The organism is Streptomyces sp. NPDC044033, from assembly GCF_056434425.1.
The window spans coordinates 321676-339867 of record NZ_JBWKFF010000006.1 but is presented as its reverse complement, the minus strand read 5'-3'; the positions used below and the strand labels follow the sequence as shown (position 1 = coordinate 339867).

Genomic DNA, 18192 nt, shown 5'->3' with positions numbered 1-18192 from the left:
GTGTCCCTCGCGGTCGACAACGGTAACCTCAACACCATGGCCTCACGTACGTCCGGCAAGGGTTCCCAGAGCACGGCGGGCACCTCGAAGCAGCGCGCCGGACGACCCGGGAGCGCTGCCAAGAAGGCGCCCGCGAAGAAGGCACCGGCCAAGAAGGCGGCCGCGCCCGCGAAGAAGGCGCCCGCGAAGCGCGCCCCGGCCAAGAAGGCCGCGCCCAGGCCCGCACCGAGGCCGGCGCCGTCTCCCACGAACGGCATCTTCCGCCTCGTACGGGCCCTGTGGCTCGGCCTGGCGCACACGGTCGGCGCGTTGTTCCGCGGCGTGGGGCGCGGCGCGAAGAACCTGGACCCGGCGCACCGCAAGGACGGCCTCGCGCTGCTGCTCCTCGGCATCGCGCTGATCATCGCGGCCGGCACCTGGTCCGACCTCCGGGGGCCCGTCGGCGACCTGGTGGAGATGCTGGTCACCGGCGCGTTCGGCCGCCTCGACCTGGTCGTGCCGATACTGCTCGGCGCCATCGCGGCCCGCCTGATCCGCCATCCGGAGAAGCCGGAGGCCAACGGACGGATCGTTATCGGGCTCTCCGCCCTGGTCATCGGCGTCCTCGGCCAGGTCCACGTGGCGTGCGGAGCGCCCAGCCGCGGCGACGGGGCGCAGGCCCTTCAGGACGCCGGAGGCCTCGTCGGCTGGGCGGCGGCCAGCCCCCTGATCTACACGGTCGGCGAGGTGCTGACCGTGCCGCTGCTGATCCTGCTCACCGTCTTCGGGCTGCTCGTGGTCACGGCCACCCCGGTCAACGCCATCCCGCACCGGCTGCGCCGGCTCGCCGTGCGGCTCGGCCTGGCGGAGCCGCTGTCCGAGGAGTACGACAGCGGCGTCCACGAAGCGGGGGAGTACGGCGAGGAATGGCGTGAGGCCCCTGCCAAGCGGTCCCGGCGGACCTCCCTGGACAAGAGCGCGCCAGGCGGCGGCAGCGCCCCTGAGCAGGCCGAGGAGGCGGCGCCGAACCAGCGCCGCCGGCCGCGCCGTCCGTCCGTACAGCCGGAGCTCGACCGGCCGCTCGACGCGGTGGACGTGGCGGCCGCCGCCGCGGCGGCCCTCGACGGCGCCGTGCTGCACGGAGTGCAGCCCTCGCCGCTCGTCGCCGGGCTCAGCAGCGGCATCTCGGCCGAGCGGGAGCGTACGGGCTCCGTGCCGACCGCGCGCGGCGCCGAGCGGGCCTCGGCGGCCGACGCGCCCGTACCGGGAGTGAAGCGGGACAAGAACGGACAGAGCGGCGGCGTCCCCGACCTCACCAAGTCCTCGCCCGATCCCTCGCCCGTACTCCCCTCGCGCGCCGAGCAACTGCAGTTGGCCGGCGACATCACCTACTCGCTGCCCTCCCTGGACCTACTGGAGCGCGGCGGCCCCGGCAAGACCCGCAGCGCCGCCAACGACGCGATAGTGGCCTCGCTGACGACCGTGTTCACCGAGTTCAAGGTGGACGCGTCCGTCACCGGCTTCACCCGCGGCCCGACGGTCACCCGCTACGAGGTGGAGCTCGGCCCGGCCGTCAAGGTCGAGCGGATCACCGCGCTCACCAAGAACATCGCCTACGCCGTGGCCAGCCCGGACGTCCGGATCATCAGCCCGATCCCCGGCAAGTCCGCGGTCGGCATCGAGATCCCGAACACCGACCGGGAGATGGTCAACCTCGGCGACGTGCTGCGGCTGGCGGACTCGGCGGGCGACGAGCACCCGATGCTCGTCGCGCTCGGCAAGGACGTCGAGGGCGGCTACGTCATGGCCAACCTGACGAAGATGCCGCACGTCCTGGTCGCCGGCGCCACCGGCTCCGGCAAGTCGTCCTGCATCAACTGCCTGATCACCTCGGTCATGGTCCGCGCCACGCCCGAGGACGTACGGATGGTGCTGGTCGACCCCAAGCGCGTCGAACTGACCGCCTACGAGGGCATCCCGCACCTCATCACGCCGATCATCACCAACCCGAAGCGCGCCGCGGAAGCGCTGCAGTGGGTCGTGCGCGAGATGGACCTGCGTTACGACGACCTCGCGGCGTACGGCTACCGGCACATCGACGACTTCAACGCGGCCGTGCGCAGCGGCAAGGCGAAGCCGCCGGAGGGCAGCGAGCGGGAGCTGTCGCCGTACCCGTACCTGCTGGTCATCGTGGACGAGCTGGCCGACCTGATGATGGTCGCCCCACGCGACGTCGAGGACTCGATCGTCCGTATCACCCAGCTCGCGCGGGCCGCGGGCATCCACCTGGTGCTGGCCACGCAGCGCCCGTCCGTCGACGTCGTCACCGGTCTGATCAAGGCCAACGTGCCGTCCCGGCTGGCCTTCGCCACCTCCTCGCTCGCCGACAGCCGCGTCATCCTCGACCAGCCGGGCGCCGAGAAGCTCATCGGCAAGGGCGACAGCCTCTTCCTGCCGATGGGGGCGAACAAGCCGACCCGTATGCAGGGCGCCTTCGTGACGGAGGACGAGGTCGCGGCCGTCGTCCAGCACTGCAAGGACCAGATGGCGCCGGTCTTCCGCGACGACGTCACGGTCGGCACGGCCAAGAAGAAGGAGATTGACGAGGACATCGGCGACGACCTCGACCTGCTGTGCCAGGCGGCGGAGCTGGTCGTCTCCACCCAGTTCGGCTCGACCTCGATGCTCCAGCGGAAACTGCGTGTGGGCTTCGCGAAGGCGGGCAGGCTCATGGACCTGATGGAGTCGCGGAGCATCGTGGGGCCGAGCGAGGGCTCCAAGGCGCGCGACGTGATGGTCAAACCGGACGAGCTGGACGGCGTGCTCGCGATCATCCGCGGTGAGTCCCAGCCGTGAGAAAACGGCGAGCAACCGTTTCCCTCGGCCGTGCGTCAAGTTGAGGAAGGGGCAGGGCTGATGTACCACCGTCGGTGTCTGAGAGCGTTCCGATGGCGTACGTCAGAGCATTCTGATGGCGTACAAAGGCCGGCTTTCCGCTTGCCCGTCCCTTTCGCATCCCCCCTAAACTGAACCTCCAGCAGGTGGCTGCACGCTCGAAAGGCGCTCACGTGTCCATCGGCAACTCTTCCGACGACGGCCGCCCCTCCATCGGCCGCCGCCTCCGGCAGGCCCGCGTCGAGTCCGGACTGACCGTCGACGAGATCAGTGCGACCACGCGCGTACGCGCCCCGATCGTGCGCGCGATCGAGCAGGACGACTTCTCGCGCTGCGGCGGCGACGTCTACGCCCGGGGACACATCCGTACGGTCGCCCGCGCCGTCGGCCTCGATGCCGCCGCCGTCATCGAGCAGTACGACGCCGAACACGGCGGACGGCCCTCCCCGACCCCGGCGGCCCGGCTCTTCGAGGCCGAGCGGATCCGGTCCGAGCCCCGGCGGCCCAACTGGACCGCGGCCATGGTCGCGGCGATCGTCGCCGTCGTCGGATTCGTCGGCTTCACCCTCTTCAGCGGCGGCGGCGACGAGGGGAGCGGCCAGCCCGTCGCGGCCGACAGCCCGACGGCGCGCCCCTCCAGCCCCACCCCCAGCCCGAGCAAGCCGGCCGATCCCAAGCCGGACCCGTCCGACAGCGCCATCGCCGCGGCCCCTGCCAACAAGGTCACGGTCAAGGTCACCGCCACCGCCGCCGCCAGCTGGATCTCCGCCAAGGACCACAACGGCCGGCTGATGGACGAGCTGGTGCTCAAGCAGGGCGCCTCCAAGACCTTCACCGACGACAAGCAGATCGACCTCGTGCTGGGCAATGCCGGTGCCATACAGCTCTTCGTGAACGGCAAAGAGATCAAGCATGTCGGCGACAACGGGCAGGTCCAGCGGCTGAGCTACACCAAGGGCGATCCCGAAGCAGGGTGATCATCAGCACGTGGCAGCGGAGGCGGCCTCGGGACAAAGTAGGCTGAGCCCTATGCCCGAACGCCGTACCGTCGCTCTTGTCACACTTGGCTGCGCCCGTAATGAGGTGGACTCGGAGGAGCTGGCAGGCCGCTTGGCAGCGGACGGCTGGGACCTCGTCGAGGACGCCGCCGAAGCCGATGTCGCCGTCGTCAACACCTGCGGATTCGTCGAAGCCGCCAAGAAGGACTCCGTCGACGCGCTTCTCGAAGCCAATGACCTCAAGGACGCCGCGGGCGAAGGGAGAGCCCGAACGCGGGCCGTGGTCGCTGTCGGCTGCATGGCCGAGCGGTACGGCAAGGAACTCGCCCAGGAGCTGCCCGAAGCCGACGGAGTGCTCGGCTTCGACGACTACGCCGACATCTCCGACCGGCTCCAGACCATCCTCTCCGGCGGCGTCCACGCCTCCCACACGCCGCGCGACCGGCGCAAGCTGCTGCCGATCAGCCCGGCCGAGCGGCAGGACGCCGCCGTCTCGCTGCCCGGCCATGCGCAGGACACGCCCCCCGAGGACCTCCCGGAGGGCGTCGCCCCGGCCTCCGGCCCCCGCGCGCCGCTCCGCCGCCGCCTGGACTCCAGCCCCGTCGCCTCGGTCAAGCTCGCCTCCGGCTGCGACCGGCGCTGCTCGTTCTGCGCCATCCCCTCCTTCCGCGGCTCCTTCATCTCGCGCCGCCCTTCCGACGTGCTGGGCGAGAGCCGCTGGCTGGCCGAGCAGGGCGTGAAGGAGATCATGCTGGTCTCCGAGAACAACACCTCGTACGGCAAGGACCTCGGCGACATCCGGCTGCTGGAGACGCTGCTGCCGGAGCTGGCGGCGATCGACGGCCTGGAGCGCGTCCGGGTCAGCTACCTCCAGCCGGCCGAGATGCGGCCCGGCCTGATCGACGTGCTGACCTCCACGGAGAAGGTCGCGCCCTACTTCGACCTTTCCTTCCAGCACTCCGCCCCCGGGGTGCTGCGCGCGATGCGCCGGTTCGGTGACACCGACAGGTTCCTGAGCCTCCTCGACCAGGTGCGGGCCAAGGCGCCGCAGGCCGGCGCCCGCTCCAACTTCATCGTGGGCTTCCCCGGTGAGACGGAGGCCGACGTCGTGGAGCTGGAACGCTTCCTCACCGGCGCGCGGCTGGACGCGATCGGCGTCTTCGGATACTCCGACGAGGACGGCACCGAGGCGGCCGGCTACGCGGACAAGGTCGACGAGGACGTCGTCGCGGAGCGCCTGGCGCGCATCTCGCGGCTGGCGGAGGAGCTCACGGCGCAGCGCGCCGAGGAGCGGCTCGGGGAGACGATCGAAGTGCTCGTCGACCGGGTCGACGAAGAGGACGGAGTGGTCGGCCGCGCCGCGCACCAGGCGCCCGAGACCGATGGCCAGACCATCCTCACGGGTGACCGTGATCTTGCGCCGGGCCGTATGGTCGTGGCAAAGGTGGTCGCGACCGAGGGCGTGGACCTGGTCGCCGAGCCGCTGGGCGACGACGGCTGTACCGAGGAGGCGCGCAGATGACCGGAGTCCCGGCCTCCGCCGCCGGTGCGCATACGGCGACGGCGACAGTGACACCGGCGGGACTATGGAATATCGCCAACATCCTCACCATGGTGCGGCTGTTCCTTGTGCCCGGCTTTGTCTTGTTGCTGCTCCACAATGGCGGCTACGACCCGGCCTGGCGCTCCTTCGCCTGGGCCGCGTTCGCGGTCGCCATGATCACCGACCTCTTCGACGGCCACCTGGCGCGTAGGTACAACCTGGTCACCGACTTCGGGAAGATCGCCGACCCGATAGCGGACAAGGCGATCATGGGGGCGGCGCTGGTCTGCCTCTCCGCCCTGGGCGATCTGCCCTGGTGGGTCACGGGCGTGATCCTCTTCCGCGAGATCGGCATCACGCTGATGCGGTTCTGGGTCATCAAGCACGGCGTCATCCCGGCCAGCCGCGGCGGGAAGATGAAGACGCTCGCGCAGGGCACGGCCGTGGGCATGTACATCCTGGCGCTGACGGGGCCGCTGGCCACCTTCCGGCTCTGGGTGATGGCCGTCGCCGTGGCGCTGACGGTTCTCACGGGCCTCGACTACGTGAAGCAGGCGGTTGTGCTGCGGCGGGCGGGGCTGGCGGCCGAGCGCGAGCGGGCCGGCCGGGAGTCCGTGCGGTGACGGAGAGCGGTGCGGGCGGCGCGGCTGACGCAACCGGTGGCAGCGGTGCGACCGGGGCCGGGGAGGGCGCCGAGGCCGGTGCCGCGGGGGCGCGGGCCGTGGGGACGTGGGCCGCGGCCGAGGCGCTGAGGACACTGGCGGAGCGAGGCGAGACGGTGGCCGCCGCCGAGTCCCTCACGGGTGGCTTGGTGGCCGCCGAGCTGACGGCCGTACCGGGGGCCTCACGAGCTTTCCGGGGTTCGGTCACCGCGTACGCGACCGACCTCAAGGCGACCGTGCTGGGCGTGGACGCCGCGCTGCTCAGTGCGCGTGGTGCGGTTGACGGAGAGGTCGCCCGGCAGATGGCGGACGGTGTGCGCGCGGCGCTGGGCGCCGACTGGGGCGTTGCCACGACGGGGGTGGCGGGACCCGAACCGCAGGACGGGCACCCAGTGGGAACGGTGTTCGTGGCGGCCGCGGGCCCGGGCGGCGCCGGGGCCGTACGGGAGCTGGCGCTCCACGGCGACCGGGCCGGCATCCGGGTGGAGAGCGTCCGGATGGCGCTGGAGGTACTGCTGGGCGAACTGATCGAAAATGCGCGGACACAGGATACGGAACACGGTGGGGGTTCTGGATGTTTGCAGCCCTGAGTGAACACGACATCGCTCCCCGCACGGCTGGACCCCGAGGCGGTACGGTGGGGCGTGAAGGATCCGGATTCGCGGTCCAAGGAGGGAGCCACCGATGATTTTGCTCCGTCGCCTGCTGGGTGACGTGCTGCGTCGGCAGCGCCAGCGCCAGGGCCGCACTCTGCGCGAGGTCTCCTCCTCAGCCCGGGTCTCGCTCGGTTACCTCTCAGAGGTCGAGCGGGGGCAGAAGGAGGCGTCCTCCGAGCTTCTCTCCGCAATCTGCGACGCTCTGGACGTACGGATGTCCGAGGTCATGCGCGAGGTCAGCGACGAACTGTCGCTCGCCGAGCTGGCGCAGTCGGCGGCGGCGAGCGAGCCGGTACCAGCGCCGATGCGGCCGATGCTCAATTCGGTATCCGTCACCTCCGTGACGGGCGTCCCCGGGGAACGGGTGACCATCAAGGCGCCGGCAGAAGCCGTGGATGTGGTCGCGGCCTGACAGCGACGCTTGTGCTTTTCCGGGGCCCTGGTCAGTGAACCTGACCAGGGCTCCTACCTTTTTCGACCGGTTCTGTTCAATTGTGCGATGGTGGGAACACGGGGGATGAATGGATCAGTCAGCCGAAGAGGAGTAGCCGGATGTCTGTGGTGAAGAGCACGCTGTCCGAGGAGGACCGCAAGATCGTCGGCGAGGCGCTGCAGGGTGCACTCGTGGACCTGGTCGACCTTTCGCTTGTCGCCAAGCAGGTCCACTGGACCGTGGTGGGCCCTCGTTTCCGCTCGATCCACCTGCAGCTGGATGACGTAGTCGTCTCCGCGCGCCAGCACGCCGACACGGTGGCGGAGCGCGCCTCGGCCCTCGGCATCGCCCCGGACGGCCGAGCCGAGACCGTCGCGAAGACGAGTGGCATCGACGCGGTCGGCGACGGCTGGAACAAGGACACCCAGGCGGTGCAGATCCTGGTATCGGCGCTCGGCGCCGTGATCGGCCGGATGCGCGAGCGCATCCAGTCCACCGACAAGCCGGACCCGGTCACCCAGGACCTCATCATCGGCCTGACGGCCGACCTGGAGAAGCACCACTGGATGTTCCAGGCAGAGAACGGCTGAGAACGGCTGAGCGTGCCGACGCGCTGAGGGGGCTCCGACCTGCGGGAGAGGTGCTTCCAGCGCTCTGCGCAATGTCGTGATCGTTTACGCTGCGTCCCACTATGCGGACGTAAGAGTGTGAGCCAGGAGTAACGCAGCGGCCCTCACCCCGATGGGTGAGGGCCGCTTCTCGTTGTCTGAGGGAGCCGGCTCCTCGTACGGACGACGGCGCCAGTCCGTCTGGGCGGACAGCCGGTGGGGCGCTCGATGTCCGGGAGCGAGGCGAGCGGTGCCGTCAGACGTGGAGGTCGGGTGGGAAGCCGGCGCGGCGAAGTTCTGCGGGGAGGTGCCCCGTGTCGTTGAAGAAGAGCAGGGAAGCGGGCCGGCCGGGTGCGTAGCGGATGACCGTCAACGCGGCATTGGCGTGGTTGAGGCCGATCCAGCGCCAATCCGGGGCGTCCAGGGCGGCTCGTACGAACCAGCCGATGAGGAAGGCGTGGGTGACGACGAGCTCGTGGCGCGGCTCGTCACCGTCTACGGGGCCGGTGAACCGCGCGAGCGCCGCCTGAGCCAACTCCGGACCCCGGTCGCACTCTTCGGCTGAGAATTGGGACAGGCGGGTGAACAGGGCGTCTGCGGAATCCGGTGGGAGTTCTTCTCTCCGGGGCAGGTAGGGGATGTAATCCCCGGCCGGCTCCGACGGCTGCGGGCGAACGCCGTCGAGTTGGTCGCAGATCAGCTGAGCGGTCTGCTCCGCCCGTGGCAGCGGGCCGTGATGGACGGCGGAGAGGGGGCTGCGCCGGAGCCGCTCACCGAGCAGTACGGACTGCCGGGCGCCGTTGTCCGTCAGCGCGCTCTCGTCCGGTGTGGCCTCGCCGTGCCGCGCGAGGTAGAGGTAACGGGTTGCCGTTCCGGTCATGCTCGGTCCTCTGTCAGTGGTCGTGATCTTGGGGTGATCTGATCGACGCCGATGCGTGCGGCGTGGTTCCGTCGGTCGCGGCACGGTCCGCGAGGCGGGAGCGTGTGGGCAGGGGCGTCGGTGGTCGGTGTTCCGTCGGGCCGAAGGCGTTTGGCCTGGTGAGAAGGGGGGCGGCCCGTCGTGACCACTGGTGCGGATGCGGGATCCGGGCTGGTCGGTGATGCTGAGGAGCACAGGTCCAAAGGCAAGGAGGTTGATCATGTCCATGCTTGACAAGCTCAAAGGAATGATCAAGGGCCACGAAGATACCGCCAGCAAGGGTGTGGACAAGGCGGGCGACGCCGTCGACAAGAAGACCCAGGGCAAGTACAGCGGTCAGGTCGACAGCGCCCAGCAGAAGCTCAACGACCAACTGGGGTCGGGGGACGACCGCCCGTCCGGTTCCTGACGGCCCACGTCGGCCGCGGCGGGTCGGCGCCGGTGGCGGCACCGGGGGTTCACGGGCGCGTGCGTACATCCCGCACGCCGCTTCTGCCCCCGGTGCGCCCTCCCGAGGCGGTGGAGCGCCGGTCTAGCGTCGGCCGAAGGAGGCAGCCATGGCCTGGCGTGACTTCTGGGGCTTGTACCGGTCTCGCGGGCCGGTGGGGTGGGCGTTGGCGCTCGCCGCCTGCGGTATGTGGTGGTGGGCCGCGCTCCGGCTGCTGGTGGAGCCGGGACGGGTCGGCCCCGTCGAAGGGGCTGTCGCCGCCGGGGGCTGGGGGCTGAGCCTGCTGCCGGTGCACTGCGTGCCGTGGTCGAAGAAGGACCGTGCGGGCCGAAGCGGAAAGCCGCGGGCCGAGGGCGTACGGCCGGGACGCGCGTCGCCTTGGGGCCGCGTACGGCCTGGAATCTCGCCGCCGCCCGAGGGTCCGCCCGAGGGGCGCGGGTGCGGTACGGCGGAGATCACCAAGGCATGTCGACGCCGCCGTTGGGGCGGAGGAGCTGGCCCGTCGTGAAGGCGGAGGCGTCCGACGCCAGGTGCAGTACGGCATGTGCAATGTCCTGGGGGTCACCCACTCGGCCGAGCGGAGAGAGCCGGACCATCGTCCGCTCGCCGAACGCCTGCTCATCGTCGGCGTGCCGGTCGGTCATGGGCGTACGGACCCAGCCCGGCGCGACGGCGTTGACGCGGATGCCGTGGCGGCCGACCTCGGTGGCCAGGGTCTTGGTGAGCTGGAAGACGGCGGCCTTGGCCGCGCCGTAGCAGAGCAGTTCCGGTGCGCCGCTGTCGATCACCCCCGAGGCCATCGTGACGATGCTGCCGCCGTTCCCCCGGGCGATCATCGCGCGCGCCGCTTCCTGGCAGCCGTACAGCACCCCCTTGAAGTTGACGGCGAGTACCCGGTCGAGGTCGGCGTCGGAGGTGTCCAGGACCGTGCCGCGGTGCATGATGCCCGCGATGTTGGCCATGATGTCGAGGCGGCCGTCGGCCCGTACGGATTCCTCCACCGCCGCCGCCACTTGGGCGCGGTCGCTGACGTCGAGTGGGTAGGGGCGGGCCTCGCCGCCGCTTGCGCGGATCTCGTCGGCGGTCTGCTCGGCGCCCTGCGCGTCGAGGTCGGCGCAGTGGAGCGAGGCCCCGGCCTCGGCCAGCAGGAGCGCCGTGGCGCGGCCGATCCCGCTGGCGGCTCCGGTGACGAAGGCGGTGCGTCCGGTGAGGTCGTACGCCGTGAGGGGCATGGCGGGACCGTACGACTCGATCTGACGCACCGTCAACTGGTGGGCGGGTTCCGGAAAGCGTCGGGCTCCGGCTGGCAGCGCGGGCACCAGTAGGTGAGGCGCTCCCGACCGCCGTCGCCCTGGTCGGCGGCGCGGACGGGGCTCGTGCACCGCAGGCACGGCCGGCCGGCTCGCCCGTACACCCATAGGCGGCGGTCCGGGTGCGGGTCGGCGGTCGTGACGCGGGAAGGCCGGGCCTTGTTGACTTCGAGCAGCTTCTTCGCGAGCGCCGGAAGCCGCTCGGGGGCGGACAGCCGGCCCATCGGCAGCCAGGGGGAGACGCGCAGCACAAAACACAGCTCCGACTTGTACACATTGCCGATCCCGGCCAAGTTGCGCTGGTCCAGCATCGCCTCGCCGACGGTGCGCGCGGGATCGGCGAGCAGCCTGCGCAGCGCCTCGGCGAGGTCCCAGTCGGGGCCGAGCAGGTCGGGACCCAGATGGCCGACCACCTTCGGCTCATCGGCGGTGCGCAGGAGATCGAGGACGGGGAGGCGGTAGCCGACGGCGGTGCGGTCGGCGGTGGCGAGGATGGCGCGGATCTGGTGCCGCGGACCGCCGCGCCACCGTTCGCCGGGGGCGTAGATCTGCCAGGAGCCGTCCATGCGCAGGTGGGAGTGGAGGGTGAGGCCGCCCTCGAAGCGGGTCAGCAGGTGTTTGCCGCGCGCTGTCACATCGGTGACGCGGCGGCCGGTGAGGTCGGAGGTCGCCAGGCGCGGTACGCGCAGATCGCAGCGGACCAGGCACTGGCCCGCGAGGGCCTGATGCAGTCGGTGCGCGGCACGCCAGACGGTGTCTCCTTCGGGCATACGGACCATGATGCCGCGCTGCACGGCCCTGCGCGGTTCGTGGCACTGCGCTGAGCGGCGGCCCGGATCCCCCGGCGCGGGAAGGCCCGAAGCGGTTCCCCGGTGTGGGCCCCGCCTGCCGTGGTGGTCCGCTCCGCGGCCCCTGCTCACGGCGCGCGCAGGCGCCAGCCCCGTGGTGTGGCATGGAAGCCCGCGCCTTCCAGCGCGCTGCCTATGGGGGAGGAGAGCGCGGCGGAGCCGTTGATCCGCTCGACCGTGACGGTGCCCAGGGCCCCGGCGCGGGCCGCTTGGGCCAGGGCCTGGGTCGCCGCCCGGAGCCGCGGCTCGTCCCCGGACCCGGCGGCCTGGTGCTCGTCGGCAGGCCAGGCCAGGAGCGTCTTGCCGCCGCGCTCCATATAGAGAACCAGGTCCCCGTCGAGGAGGACGACCAGGGAGCCGGCCTTGCGGCCCGGTTTGTGGGTCACGCCCGAGGGCGGGTCCGGCCAGGGGAGAGCGGCCCCGTAGGCGTTGGCGGGGTCCGCCGCCGCCAATACGACGGCACGCCGGCCGTCCTTCGCGTCCGGCTGTCCGTCGCCGGCGATGGCGCGGTCGCGGGCGTTGCCCACCGCGCGCAGCCGGTCGACCGCACCGTCCATGGCGAACTGGGCCGCGCCCAGCCCCTCGACCACATAGCCGCGGCGCGCCTGGCCGTTCTCCTCGAAGACGGACAGCACGCGGTACGCGGCGGAGAAGCCGCCCTCGACGCCCTCCGCGGCCACCGCGCCGCGCGTCACGACGCCGTGTCGGTCGAGGAGCGTACGGGCCAGGGCGTGGGCCCGGTGGGTCGGCTCGCTCTCCGGGGAGGGGAGCAGCGACCAGCGGCCCGCGACGGTCGGTGGCCCGGTGCGCGACGCGGTGGGCCGCAGACCCGCGCCCGAACGGCCGGTGAGAGCGCCGTAACGGCCGCGTGGTACCGCGCGTTTCGCGCGGTGCGCCGTGGAACCGACGGTACGGCCGGAACCGAGGAGGGAGCGCAGGGGCGCGAGGGTGTCGTTGGTGAGCCGCCCGGACCAGGCCAGATCCCAGACCGCGTCGGCCAGTTGGGCGTCCGCCGCCTCCGGACGCGATGCGCGGACCTGGTCGGAGATCTGGCGGAAGAACAGGCCGTAGCCCCCGGCCAGGGCGTCCAGAACGGCCTGGTGGAGGGGGGAGAGCTCCAGTGGGTGCGGGGCGGGGAGCAGCAGGGGTGCGGCGTCGGCCACGTACAGGGAGATCCAGCCGTCCTTGCCGGGGAGCGACCCGGCGCCGGCCCAGGCGACCTCGCCGGAGGCGGTGAGCTCGTCGAGCATGGCGGGGGCGTAGTCGGTGACGCGACTGGGCAGCACCAGTTTCTCCAGGGCGGAGGCGGGGATCGGCGCGCCCTGCAACTGCTCGACCGCGCGCACCAGTCCGTCGACGCCGCGCAGGCTGTGCGTGCCGATCTGCTGCCACTGGGGAAGGAACGCGGCCAGGGCCGGCGGTGGCACCGGCTCCAACTCGTGGCGGAGCGCTGCCAGGGAGCGGCGGCGCAGCCGCCGCAGCACCGTGGTCTCGCACCACTCCTGGCCGATGCCCGAGGGGTGGAACTCTCCTTGCACGACGCGGCCGCTCGCCGCGAGCCGGTGCAGCGCCCCGTCCGTTACGGCCGTGCCGAGGCCGAAGCGCCCGGCGGCCTGCGCCGAGGTGAACGGGCCGTGGGTGCGGGCGAAGCGGGCGAGGAGGTCGCCGAGCGGGTCCTTGACCGGCTCGGTGAACGCCTCGGGCACCCCGACGGGCAGCGCCGTGCCGAGGGCGTCGCGCAGCCGTCCCGCGTCCTCGACGGCCGCCCAGTGGTCATGCCCGGCGATACGGACCCGAATGGCGCGGCGGGCGTCGGCGAGGGAGGCCGCCCACTGCGGGTCCGCGCCGCGCTCGGCCAACTCGGCGCCGGTGAGCGGCCCGAGGAGCCGCAGCAGGTCCGCGACGCCTTCGGCGTCCTTGGGGCGGCGGTCCTCGGTGCGCCACTGCAGTTCGTTCTCCAGCTCGGTGAGCACGTCGGCGTCGAGCAGCTCGCGCAGCTCCGCCTGGCCGAGCAGCTCGGCGAGGAGGCGGGAGTCGAGGGAAAGGGCGGCGGCGCGCCGCTCGGCCAGCGGGGAGTCCCCCTCGTAGAGGAACTGGGCGACGTAGCCGAAGAGCAGCGAGCGCGCGAAGGGGGACGGCTCGGCCGTGGTGACCTCGACGAGCCGGACCCGGCGGGCTTCGATGTCCCCCATCAGCTCGGTCAGGCCGGGGACGTCGAAGACGTCCTGGAGGCACTCGCGGACCGCTTCGAGGACGATCGGGAACGACCCGAACTCGCTCGCCACCTGGAGGAGCTGAGCGGCGCGCTGCCGCTGCTGCCACAGGGGGGTGCGCTTGCCCGGCGAGCGGCGCGGCAGCAGCAGGGCCCGGGCGGCGCACTCGCGGAACCGGGAGGCGAACAGCGCGGAGCCGCCCACCTGGTCCGTGACGACCTGCGCGATCTCGCTCTTGTCGAAGACGACGTCCGCCGCGCCGACCGGCGACCGCTCGGGGTCGGACTCCGCGCCCCGCGCCCCCGGATCGGCGTCGAGGAGGTCGAGCCCCATCAGGTCCGCGTCGGGCAGCCGCAGCACGATCCCGTCGTCGGCGTGCATGACCTGGGCGTCCATGCCGTACCGCTCGGTGAGCTTGGCGCCCAGGGCCAGTGCCCACGGGGCGTGCACCTGTGCGCCGAAAGGGGAGTGGACGACCACCCGCCAGTCTCCGAGCTCGTCCCGGAAGCGCTCCACGACGACCGTACGGTCGTCCGGCACATGCCCGCAGGCGCGGCGCTGCTCGTCCAGGTAGGCCAGGACGTTGTCCGCGGCCCACGCGTCGAGGCCGGCCGCCAGGAGCCGCTCCCGCGACTCCTCGGGTGCGCGGCCGCCGATCTCGCGGAGGAACGCGCCCAGGGCGCGGCCCAGTTCGAGGGGGCGGCCGAGCTGGTCCCCCTTCCAGAACGGGAGGCGGCCGGGCACGCCGGGCGCGGGGGAGACCAGGACCCGGTCCCGGGTGATGTCCTCGATCCGCCACGAGGTGGTGCCGAGCGTGAACACGTCGCCCGCGCGCGACTCGTAGACCATCTCCTCGTCGAGCTCGCCTACCCGGCCGCCGCCCTTCTTGGGGTCCGCTCCGGCCAGGAAGACACCGAAGAGGCCGCGGTCGGGGATGGTGCCGCCGGAGGTGACGGCGAGGCGCTGCGCGCCGGGGCGGCCCACGATCGTACCGGCGACACGGTCCCACACCAGGCGGGGGCGCAGCTCCGCGAAGGCGTCGGACGGATAGCGCCCCGCGAGCATGTCGAGGACCGAGGTGTAGGCGGACTCGGGGAGCGAGGCGAAGGGCGCCGCGCGCCGCACCAGGGCCAGCAGCTCGTCGACGTCCCAGCCGTCGAGGGACACCATGGCGACGATCTGCTGGGCGAGCACGTCCAGGGGGTTGGCCGGCACCCGCAGCGACTCGATCGCCCCCTCGCGCATCCGCTCGGTCACCACGGCGGCCTGCACCAGATCGCCCCGGTACTTGGGGAAGACGACACCGGTCGACACGGCGCCCACCTGGTGTCCGGCGCGGCCCACCCGCTGGAGCCCGGAGGCGACGGACGGCGGGGACTCGACCTGGACGACCAGGTCCACCGCGCCCATGTCGATGCCCAGTTCAAGGCTGGAGGTGGCCACGACGGCGGGCAGCCGGCCCGCCTTGAGGTCCTCCTCGACCACGGCCCGCTGCTCCTTGGACACCGAACCGTGATGCGCGCGGGCCAGCACGGGCGGCGCCCCCTTAGCCGCGCCCGATTCGGCCATCAGCTCGGCCGGGGAATGGTGCTCCGGCAGGGGCTCGCCGGTGGCGCGCTCGTACGCGATCTCGTTCAGGCGGTTGCACAGCCGCTCCGCGAGGCGCCGGGAGTTGGCGAAGACGATCGTGGAGCGGTGCGCCTGCACGAGGTCGGCGATCCGCTCCTCCACATGCGGCCAGATCGAGGGCTTGTCGCCGTCCCCGGCGTCCTCCGAGCCCCTGGCCGGAGCGCCGCTCAGCTCGCCCAGGTCCTCCACCGGGACGACCACCGAGAGGTCGAACTCCTTTCCGGAGGCGGGCTGGACGATCTCCACCTTGCGCTGCGGCGACAGATAGCGCGCCACCTCGTCCACGGGGCGCACGGTGGCCGACAGCCCGATCCGCCGGGCCGGCCGGTCCAGGAGCGCGTCGAGCCGCTCCAGGGACAGCGCGAGATGCGCGCCGCGCTTGGTTCCGGCTACGGCGTGCACCTCGTCGAGGATGACCGTCTCGACCCCGGCGAGGGCCTCCCGCGCCGACGAGGTGAGCATCAGGAACAGCGACTCGGGGGTGGTGATCAGAATGTCCGGCGGCCGGTTGGCGATGGACCGGCGCTCGGCGGGCGGGGTGTCCCCGGAGCGGATGCCCACCCGGACCTCGGGCTCGGGCAGCCCCAGCCGCACGGACTCCTGGCGGATGCCGGTGAGCGGGCTGCGCAGATTTCGCTCCACGTCCACCGCGAGGGCCTTGAGCGGCGACACGTACAGCACCCGGCAGCGCTTCTTCGGCTCGGCCGGCGGCGGCGTGGCGGCCAGCGCGTCCAGCGAGGCGAGGAACGCGGCGAGGGTCTTGCCGGACCCGGTCGGGGCGACCACCAGCACGTCCGACCCCTCACCGAGCGCACGCCAGGCCCCGGCCTGCGCGGCCGTGGGCGCGGTGAAGGCTCCCTCGAACCACGCACGGGTCGCGGGGGAGAACGCTGCGAGGGCCGAAGCCGGGTCGTCCGCCATGACCCCATCGTGCACCGCCCCACTGACAATGAGCTGTTGGCCAACAGAACCCCAGGTCAGGGGCGAGGTCGGCCGGGTCGGCGCAGAATGGGGCCATGACGAGGGGCGCGGGGCGATGACGGAGAACAGCGAGTGGGCCCGGCACTGGCATTTCGCGGCGCTGCCGGGCCTCGACCTGCTGCGCGCCCGATATATCCGGCACACCTTTCCGCGCCACGCACACGACGGGTTCACCTTCGGCGCGGTCACGCGCGGCATAGAGCGGGTCGGGCTGCCGGGCGGAGCCGTACGGGTCGGCTCCGGCGGCGTCATCATGATCAACCCGGAGGTCGCCCACACCGCCCGGGCCGGGGCGCCCGACGGGTGGGCCTACTCCACGCTCTACCCCGCAGCGCACGTGATCCGGGAAATCGCCGCCGAGCTGGGCACGATCCGCGGCACGCCGGGGTTCGCCGAGTTCGTGGCCGACGACCCGGGAGCCGCCCACATGATCAACGCCGTGCACCGGGCGGCCGAGGAGGGCAACGCGCTCGCCGCCGACAGCCCGCTGCGCGTCGTTCTCGCCCGTCTGCTGCGCCTGCACGGCGGCGCTCTCCCCGCTCGCGCGACCCGCACGGCGGGGGCGCGCAACGCGCTCCTGGCACGGGCGGCACTGGAAGAGCGCATAGCCGACCCGCCGTCCCTGGCGATGCTGGCGGCCGAGCTGGACACCAGCCCCTTCGCCCTGCTGCGTGCCTTCCGTGACGCCTACGGCATGCCGCCGCACGCCTGGCTCACCAACACCCGGGTACGCCGGGCCCGCCGGCTCCTGGAGGCCGGGAGCGCCCCCGCCGAGGCGGCGGTCGCCGTCGGCTTCGCCGACCAGCCGCACCTCAACCGGCACTTCACCCGGATCGTCGGCGTACCGCCCGGTGCGTACCGCCGAGAGCGCACCGCTGCCCGCGAGCTCACCCCGCCGCCCCCTCCCGATGATCAGCTAGTCGGCTGACGCGATCGGCGAGGAGGGAGCCGTGGGACTTCCCGGTGAGGCGCCGGGACACCAACGGTGTCGCGGTCAGCCGCGTCCCGCTCGGGACAGGGCTTCCTCGGCCTGAGCGGCCAGGGTGGCCACGAGATCGGCCGCGGGGGGCCGGTCGGTGATGAGGTCGACGCCCTCTCCCGCCCACACCGGATGCGGCGGCACCTCGCCCCGTGCCACGTCGCCCTGGTAGTCCCGCTGAGCCCGAGCGTCCGCGGCGAGTTCCGCCTCCCGGCCACGCCACCGGTCGAGGTAGCGATGGCCCAGCGTGCGAGCGGTGTACCGGGAGGGCCAGCGGGAGCCGCGGGCGATGTCCAGTACATGGCTGCGCTCGGTGTCCTCCGCGCGGCCCTCGACGATCGCGGTGGCGGTCCCGGGATCGACCAAGGCTTCGGGCGTGGCCTGGAAACGGGTGCCGATGACCGCTCCGGCGGCGCCCAGGGCCAGGGCGGCCGCCACACCGCGGCCGTCGGCTATCCCGCCCGCCGCCAATACCGGAACCGGCCCCGCCAGATCCACCACCACCGGAACGAACGGGAGGGTCGACCTCCCCCGCTCGGCCCCATGCCCACCGCTCTCGGTGCCCTGCGCCACGATCACATCGGCACCCACGTCCACCGCTCGCCGGGCCTCCTCCAGGTCGGTGACCTGGAGGATGAGTTTGGCCCCGGCCCGGCGGACGCGCTCGGCGAACGGGCCCGGGTCTCCGAAGGACAGCATCACCGCCCTGGGACGGTGCTCCAGCGCCCGCTCGACCGTGGCGACATCGATCGTCCACGTCAGAAAACCGATGCCCCACGCGTTGTGCGCGCCCGACACGACGAGGGGCAGCTCGCGGGCCAGCCACTCGGGGGCTCCGTCCTCGGCGCCGAGCAATCCGAGCCCACCGCCGCGCGAGACCGCCGCGGCCAGCGCGCCACCGGCCGATTTCCCCATGGGCGCGAGTGCGATCGGATGCCGCACCCCGAACAACTTCGTGAACGCAGTCGACAACGCCATGGCCGCCATCATCACACCCACCGTCGAGCCGAGACACCCCGCCCCGACGGCCCACGAGTGGGGGATTTCCCGATGAGTCGCGTACCACCGCTCACCCGTGAAAGACGGAGCGC

The 18192-nt window shown here is 72.4% G+C and carries 14 protein-coding genes; 9 read left to right on the top strand and 5 right to left on the bottom strand.

Annotation, left to right across the window (positions count from 1 at the left end; all coding sequences use genetic code 11):
- Positions 1-36 precede the first annotated feature (36 nt).
- From AC07AB_RS14500 to AC07AB_RS14470, 7 genes are all read left to right on the top strand, one after another.
- Positions 37-2835 (top strand): DNA translocase FtsK, encoded by a 2799-nt coding sequence (locus AC07AB_RS14500; RefSeq protein ID WP_478565415.1) that lies wholly within the window; start codon positions 37-39, stop codon positions 2833-2835.
- Between the two features lie 212 nt (positions 2836-3047).
- On the top strand, positions 3048-3851 hold the full coding sequence (locus AC07AB_RS14495) for a helix-turn-helix domain-containing protein (RefSeq protein WP_478565412.1): 804 nt from the start codon (positions 3048-3050) through the stop codon (positions 3849-3851).
- A gap of 52 nt (positions 3852-3903) precedes the next feature.
- Positions 3904-5394 carry a 30S ribosomal protein S12 methylthiotransferase RimO gene (gene rimO / locus AC07AB_RS14490; protein WP_478565409.1) on the top strand — a complete coding sequence of 497 codons (1491 nt, stop codon included), beginning with the start codon at positions 3904-3906 and terminating at the stop codon, positions 5392-5394.
- Positions 5391-6038, top strand: a complete 648-nt coding sequence (pgsA, locus tag AC07AB_RS14485; protein ID WP_478565406.1) for a CDP-diacylglycerol--glycerol-3-phosphate 3-phosphatidyltransferase — start codon at positions 5391-5393, stop codon at positions 6036-6038. Before rimO ends, pgsA begins: the two co-directional genes overlap by 4 nt.
- Before the next feature lie 98 nt (positions 6039-6136).
- Positions 6137-6667, top strand: a complete 531-nt coding sequence (locus AC07AB_RS14480; RefSeq protein WP_478565480.1) for a CinA family protein — start codon at positions 6137-6139, stop codon at positions 6665-6667.
- Between the two features lie 94 nt (positions 6668-6761).
- The gene (locus tag AC07AB_RS14475; protein WP_030892367.1) at positions 6762-7145 is read left to right on the top strand and encodes a helix-turn-helix domain-containing protein; all 384 of its coding nucleotides are present in this window, start codon (positions 6762-6764) and stop codon (positions 7143-7145) included.
- 140 nt (positions 7146-7285) lie between these two features.
- Positions 7286-7756, top strand: coding sequence for a Dps family protein (locus AC07AB_RS14470; RefSeq protein WP_478565403.1), 471 nt, complete (start codon positions 7286-7288; stop codon positions 7754-7756).
- A 274-nt stretch (positions 7757-8030) separates the two neighbouring features.
- On the opposite strand, the gene AC07AB_RS14465 is transcribed toward AC07AB_RS14470, so the two are convergent.
- Positions 8031-8654: a histidine phosphatase family protein gene (locus AC07AB_RS14465; RefSeq protein ID WP_478565400.1), complete on the bottom strand. Its 624-nt coding sequence runs from the start codon at positions 8652-8654 to the stop codon at positions 8031-8033.
- A gap of 259 nt (positions 8655-8913) precedes the next feature.
- Between AC07AB_RS14465 and AC07AB_RS14460 the strand changes: the two genes are divergently transcribed.
- Positions 8914-9102, top strand: a complete 189-nt coding sequence (locus tag AC07AB_RS14460; protein WP_478565397.1) for an antitoxin — start codon at positions 8914-8916, stop codon at positions 9100-9102.
- A gap of 494 nt (positions 9103-9596) precedes the next feature.
- On the opposite strand, the gene AC07AB_RS14455 is transcribed toward AC07AB_RS14460, so the two are convergent.
- From AC07AB_RS14455 to AC07AB_RS14445, 3 genes are all read right to left on the bottom strand, one after another.
- Entirely contained in the window at positions 9597-10373 is a 777-nt protein-coding gene (locus AC07AB_RS14455) for an SDR family NAD(P)-dependent oxidoreductase (protein WP_478565394.1), read from the bottom strand.
- A 32-nt stretch (positions 10374-10405) separates the two neighbouring features.
- Positions 10406-11221 (bottom strand): Fpg/Nei family DNA glycosylase, encoded by an 816-nt coding sequence (locus AC07AB_RS14450; RefSeq protein WP_478565391.1) that lies wholly within the window; start codon positions 11219-11221, stop codon positions 10406-10408.
- Between the two features lie 146 nt (positions 11222-11367).
- The gene (locus AC07AB_RS14445) at positions 11368-16062 is read right to left on the bottom strand and encodes an ATP-dependent helicase (protein ID WP_478565388.1); all 4695 of its coding nucleotides are present in this window, start codon (positions 16060-16062) and stop codon (positions 11368-11370) included.
- A gap of 115 nt (positions 16063-16177) precedes the next feature.
- Here AC07AB_RS14445 and AC07AB_RS14440 point away from each other — a divergent pair, with 115 nt between their 5' ends.
- Complete coding sequence (locus AC07AB_RS14440) at positions 16178-17050, top strand: helix-turn-helix transcriptional regulator (RefSeq protein ID WP_478565385.1); 873 nt, start codon at positions 16178-16180, stop codon at positions 17048-17050.
- A 66-nt stretch (positions 17051-17116) separates the two neighbouring features.
- Here the strand turns inward: AC07AB_RS14440 and AC07AB_RS14435 are convergent, their stop codons facing one another.
- Positions 17117-18079 (bottom strand): NAD(P)H-dependent flavin oxidoreductase, encoded by a 963-nt coding sequence (locus tag AC07AB_RS14435; protein ID WP_478565382.1) that lies wholly within the window; start codon positions 18077-18079, stop codon positions 17117-17119.
- Positions 18080-18192: the final 113 nt, after the last annotated feature.

Coding starts and splice junctions, on each gene's coding strand:
- AC07AB_RS14500 (WP_478565415.1), top strand. CDS start 37: ATGGCCTCACGTACGTCCGGCAAGGGTTCCCAGAGCACGGCGGGCACC.
- rimO (WP_478565409.1), top strand. CDS start 3,904: ATGCCCGAACGCCGTACCGTCGCTCTTGTCACACTTGGCTGCGCCCGT.
- pgsA (WP_478565406.1), top strand. CDS start 5,391: ATGACCGGAGTCCCGGCCTCCGCCGCCGGTGCGCATACGGCGACGGCG.
- AC07AB_RS14475 (WP_030892367.1), top strand. CDS start 6,762: ATGATTTTGCTCCGTCGCCTGCTGGGTGACGTGCTGCGTCGGCAGCGC.
- AC07AB_RS14470 (WP_478565403.1), top strand. CDS start 7,286: ATGTCTGTGGTGAAGAGCACGCTGTCCGAGGAGGACCGCAAGATCGTC.
- AC07AB_RS14465 (WP_478565400.1), bottom strand. CDS start 8,654: ATGACCGGAACGGCAACCCGTTACCTCTACCTCGCGCGGCACGGCGAG.
- AC07AB_RS14460 (WP_478565397.1), top strand. CDS start 8,914: ATGTCCATGCTTGACAAGCTCAAAGGAATGATCAAGGGCCACGAAGAT.
- AC07AB_RS14455 (WP_478565394.1), bottom strand. CDS start 10,373: ATGCCCCTCACGGCGTACGACCTCACCGGACGCACCGCCTTCGTCACC.
- AC07AB_RS14450 (WP_478565391.1), bottom strand. CDS start 11,221: ATGCCCGAAGGAGACACCGTCTGGCGTGCCGCGCACCGACTGCATCAG.
- AC07AB_RS14445 (WP_478565388.1), bottom strand. CDS start 16,062: ATGGCGGACGACCCGGCTTCGGCCCTCGCAGCGTTCTCCCCCGCGACC.
- AC07AB_RS14440 (WP_478565385.1), top strand. CDS start 16,178: ATGACGGAGAACAGCGAGTGGGCCCGGCACTGGCATTTCGCGGCGCTG.
- AC07AB_RS14435 (WP_478565382.1), bottom strand. CDS start 18,079: ATGGCGTTGTCGACTGCGTTCACGAAGTTGTTCGGGGTGCGGCATCCG.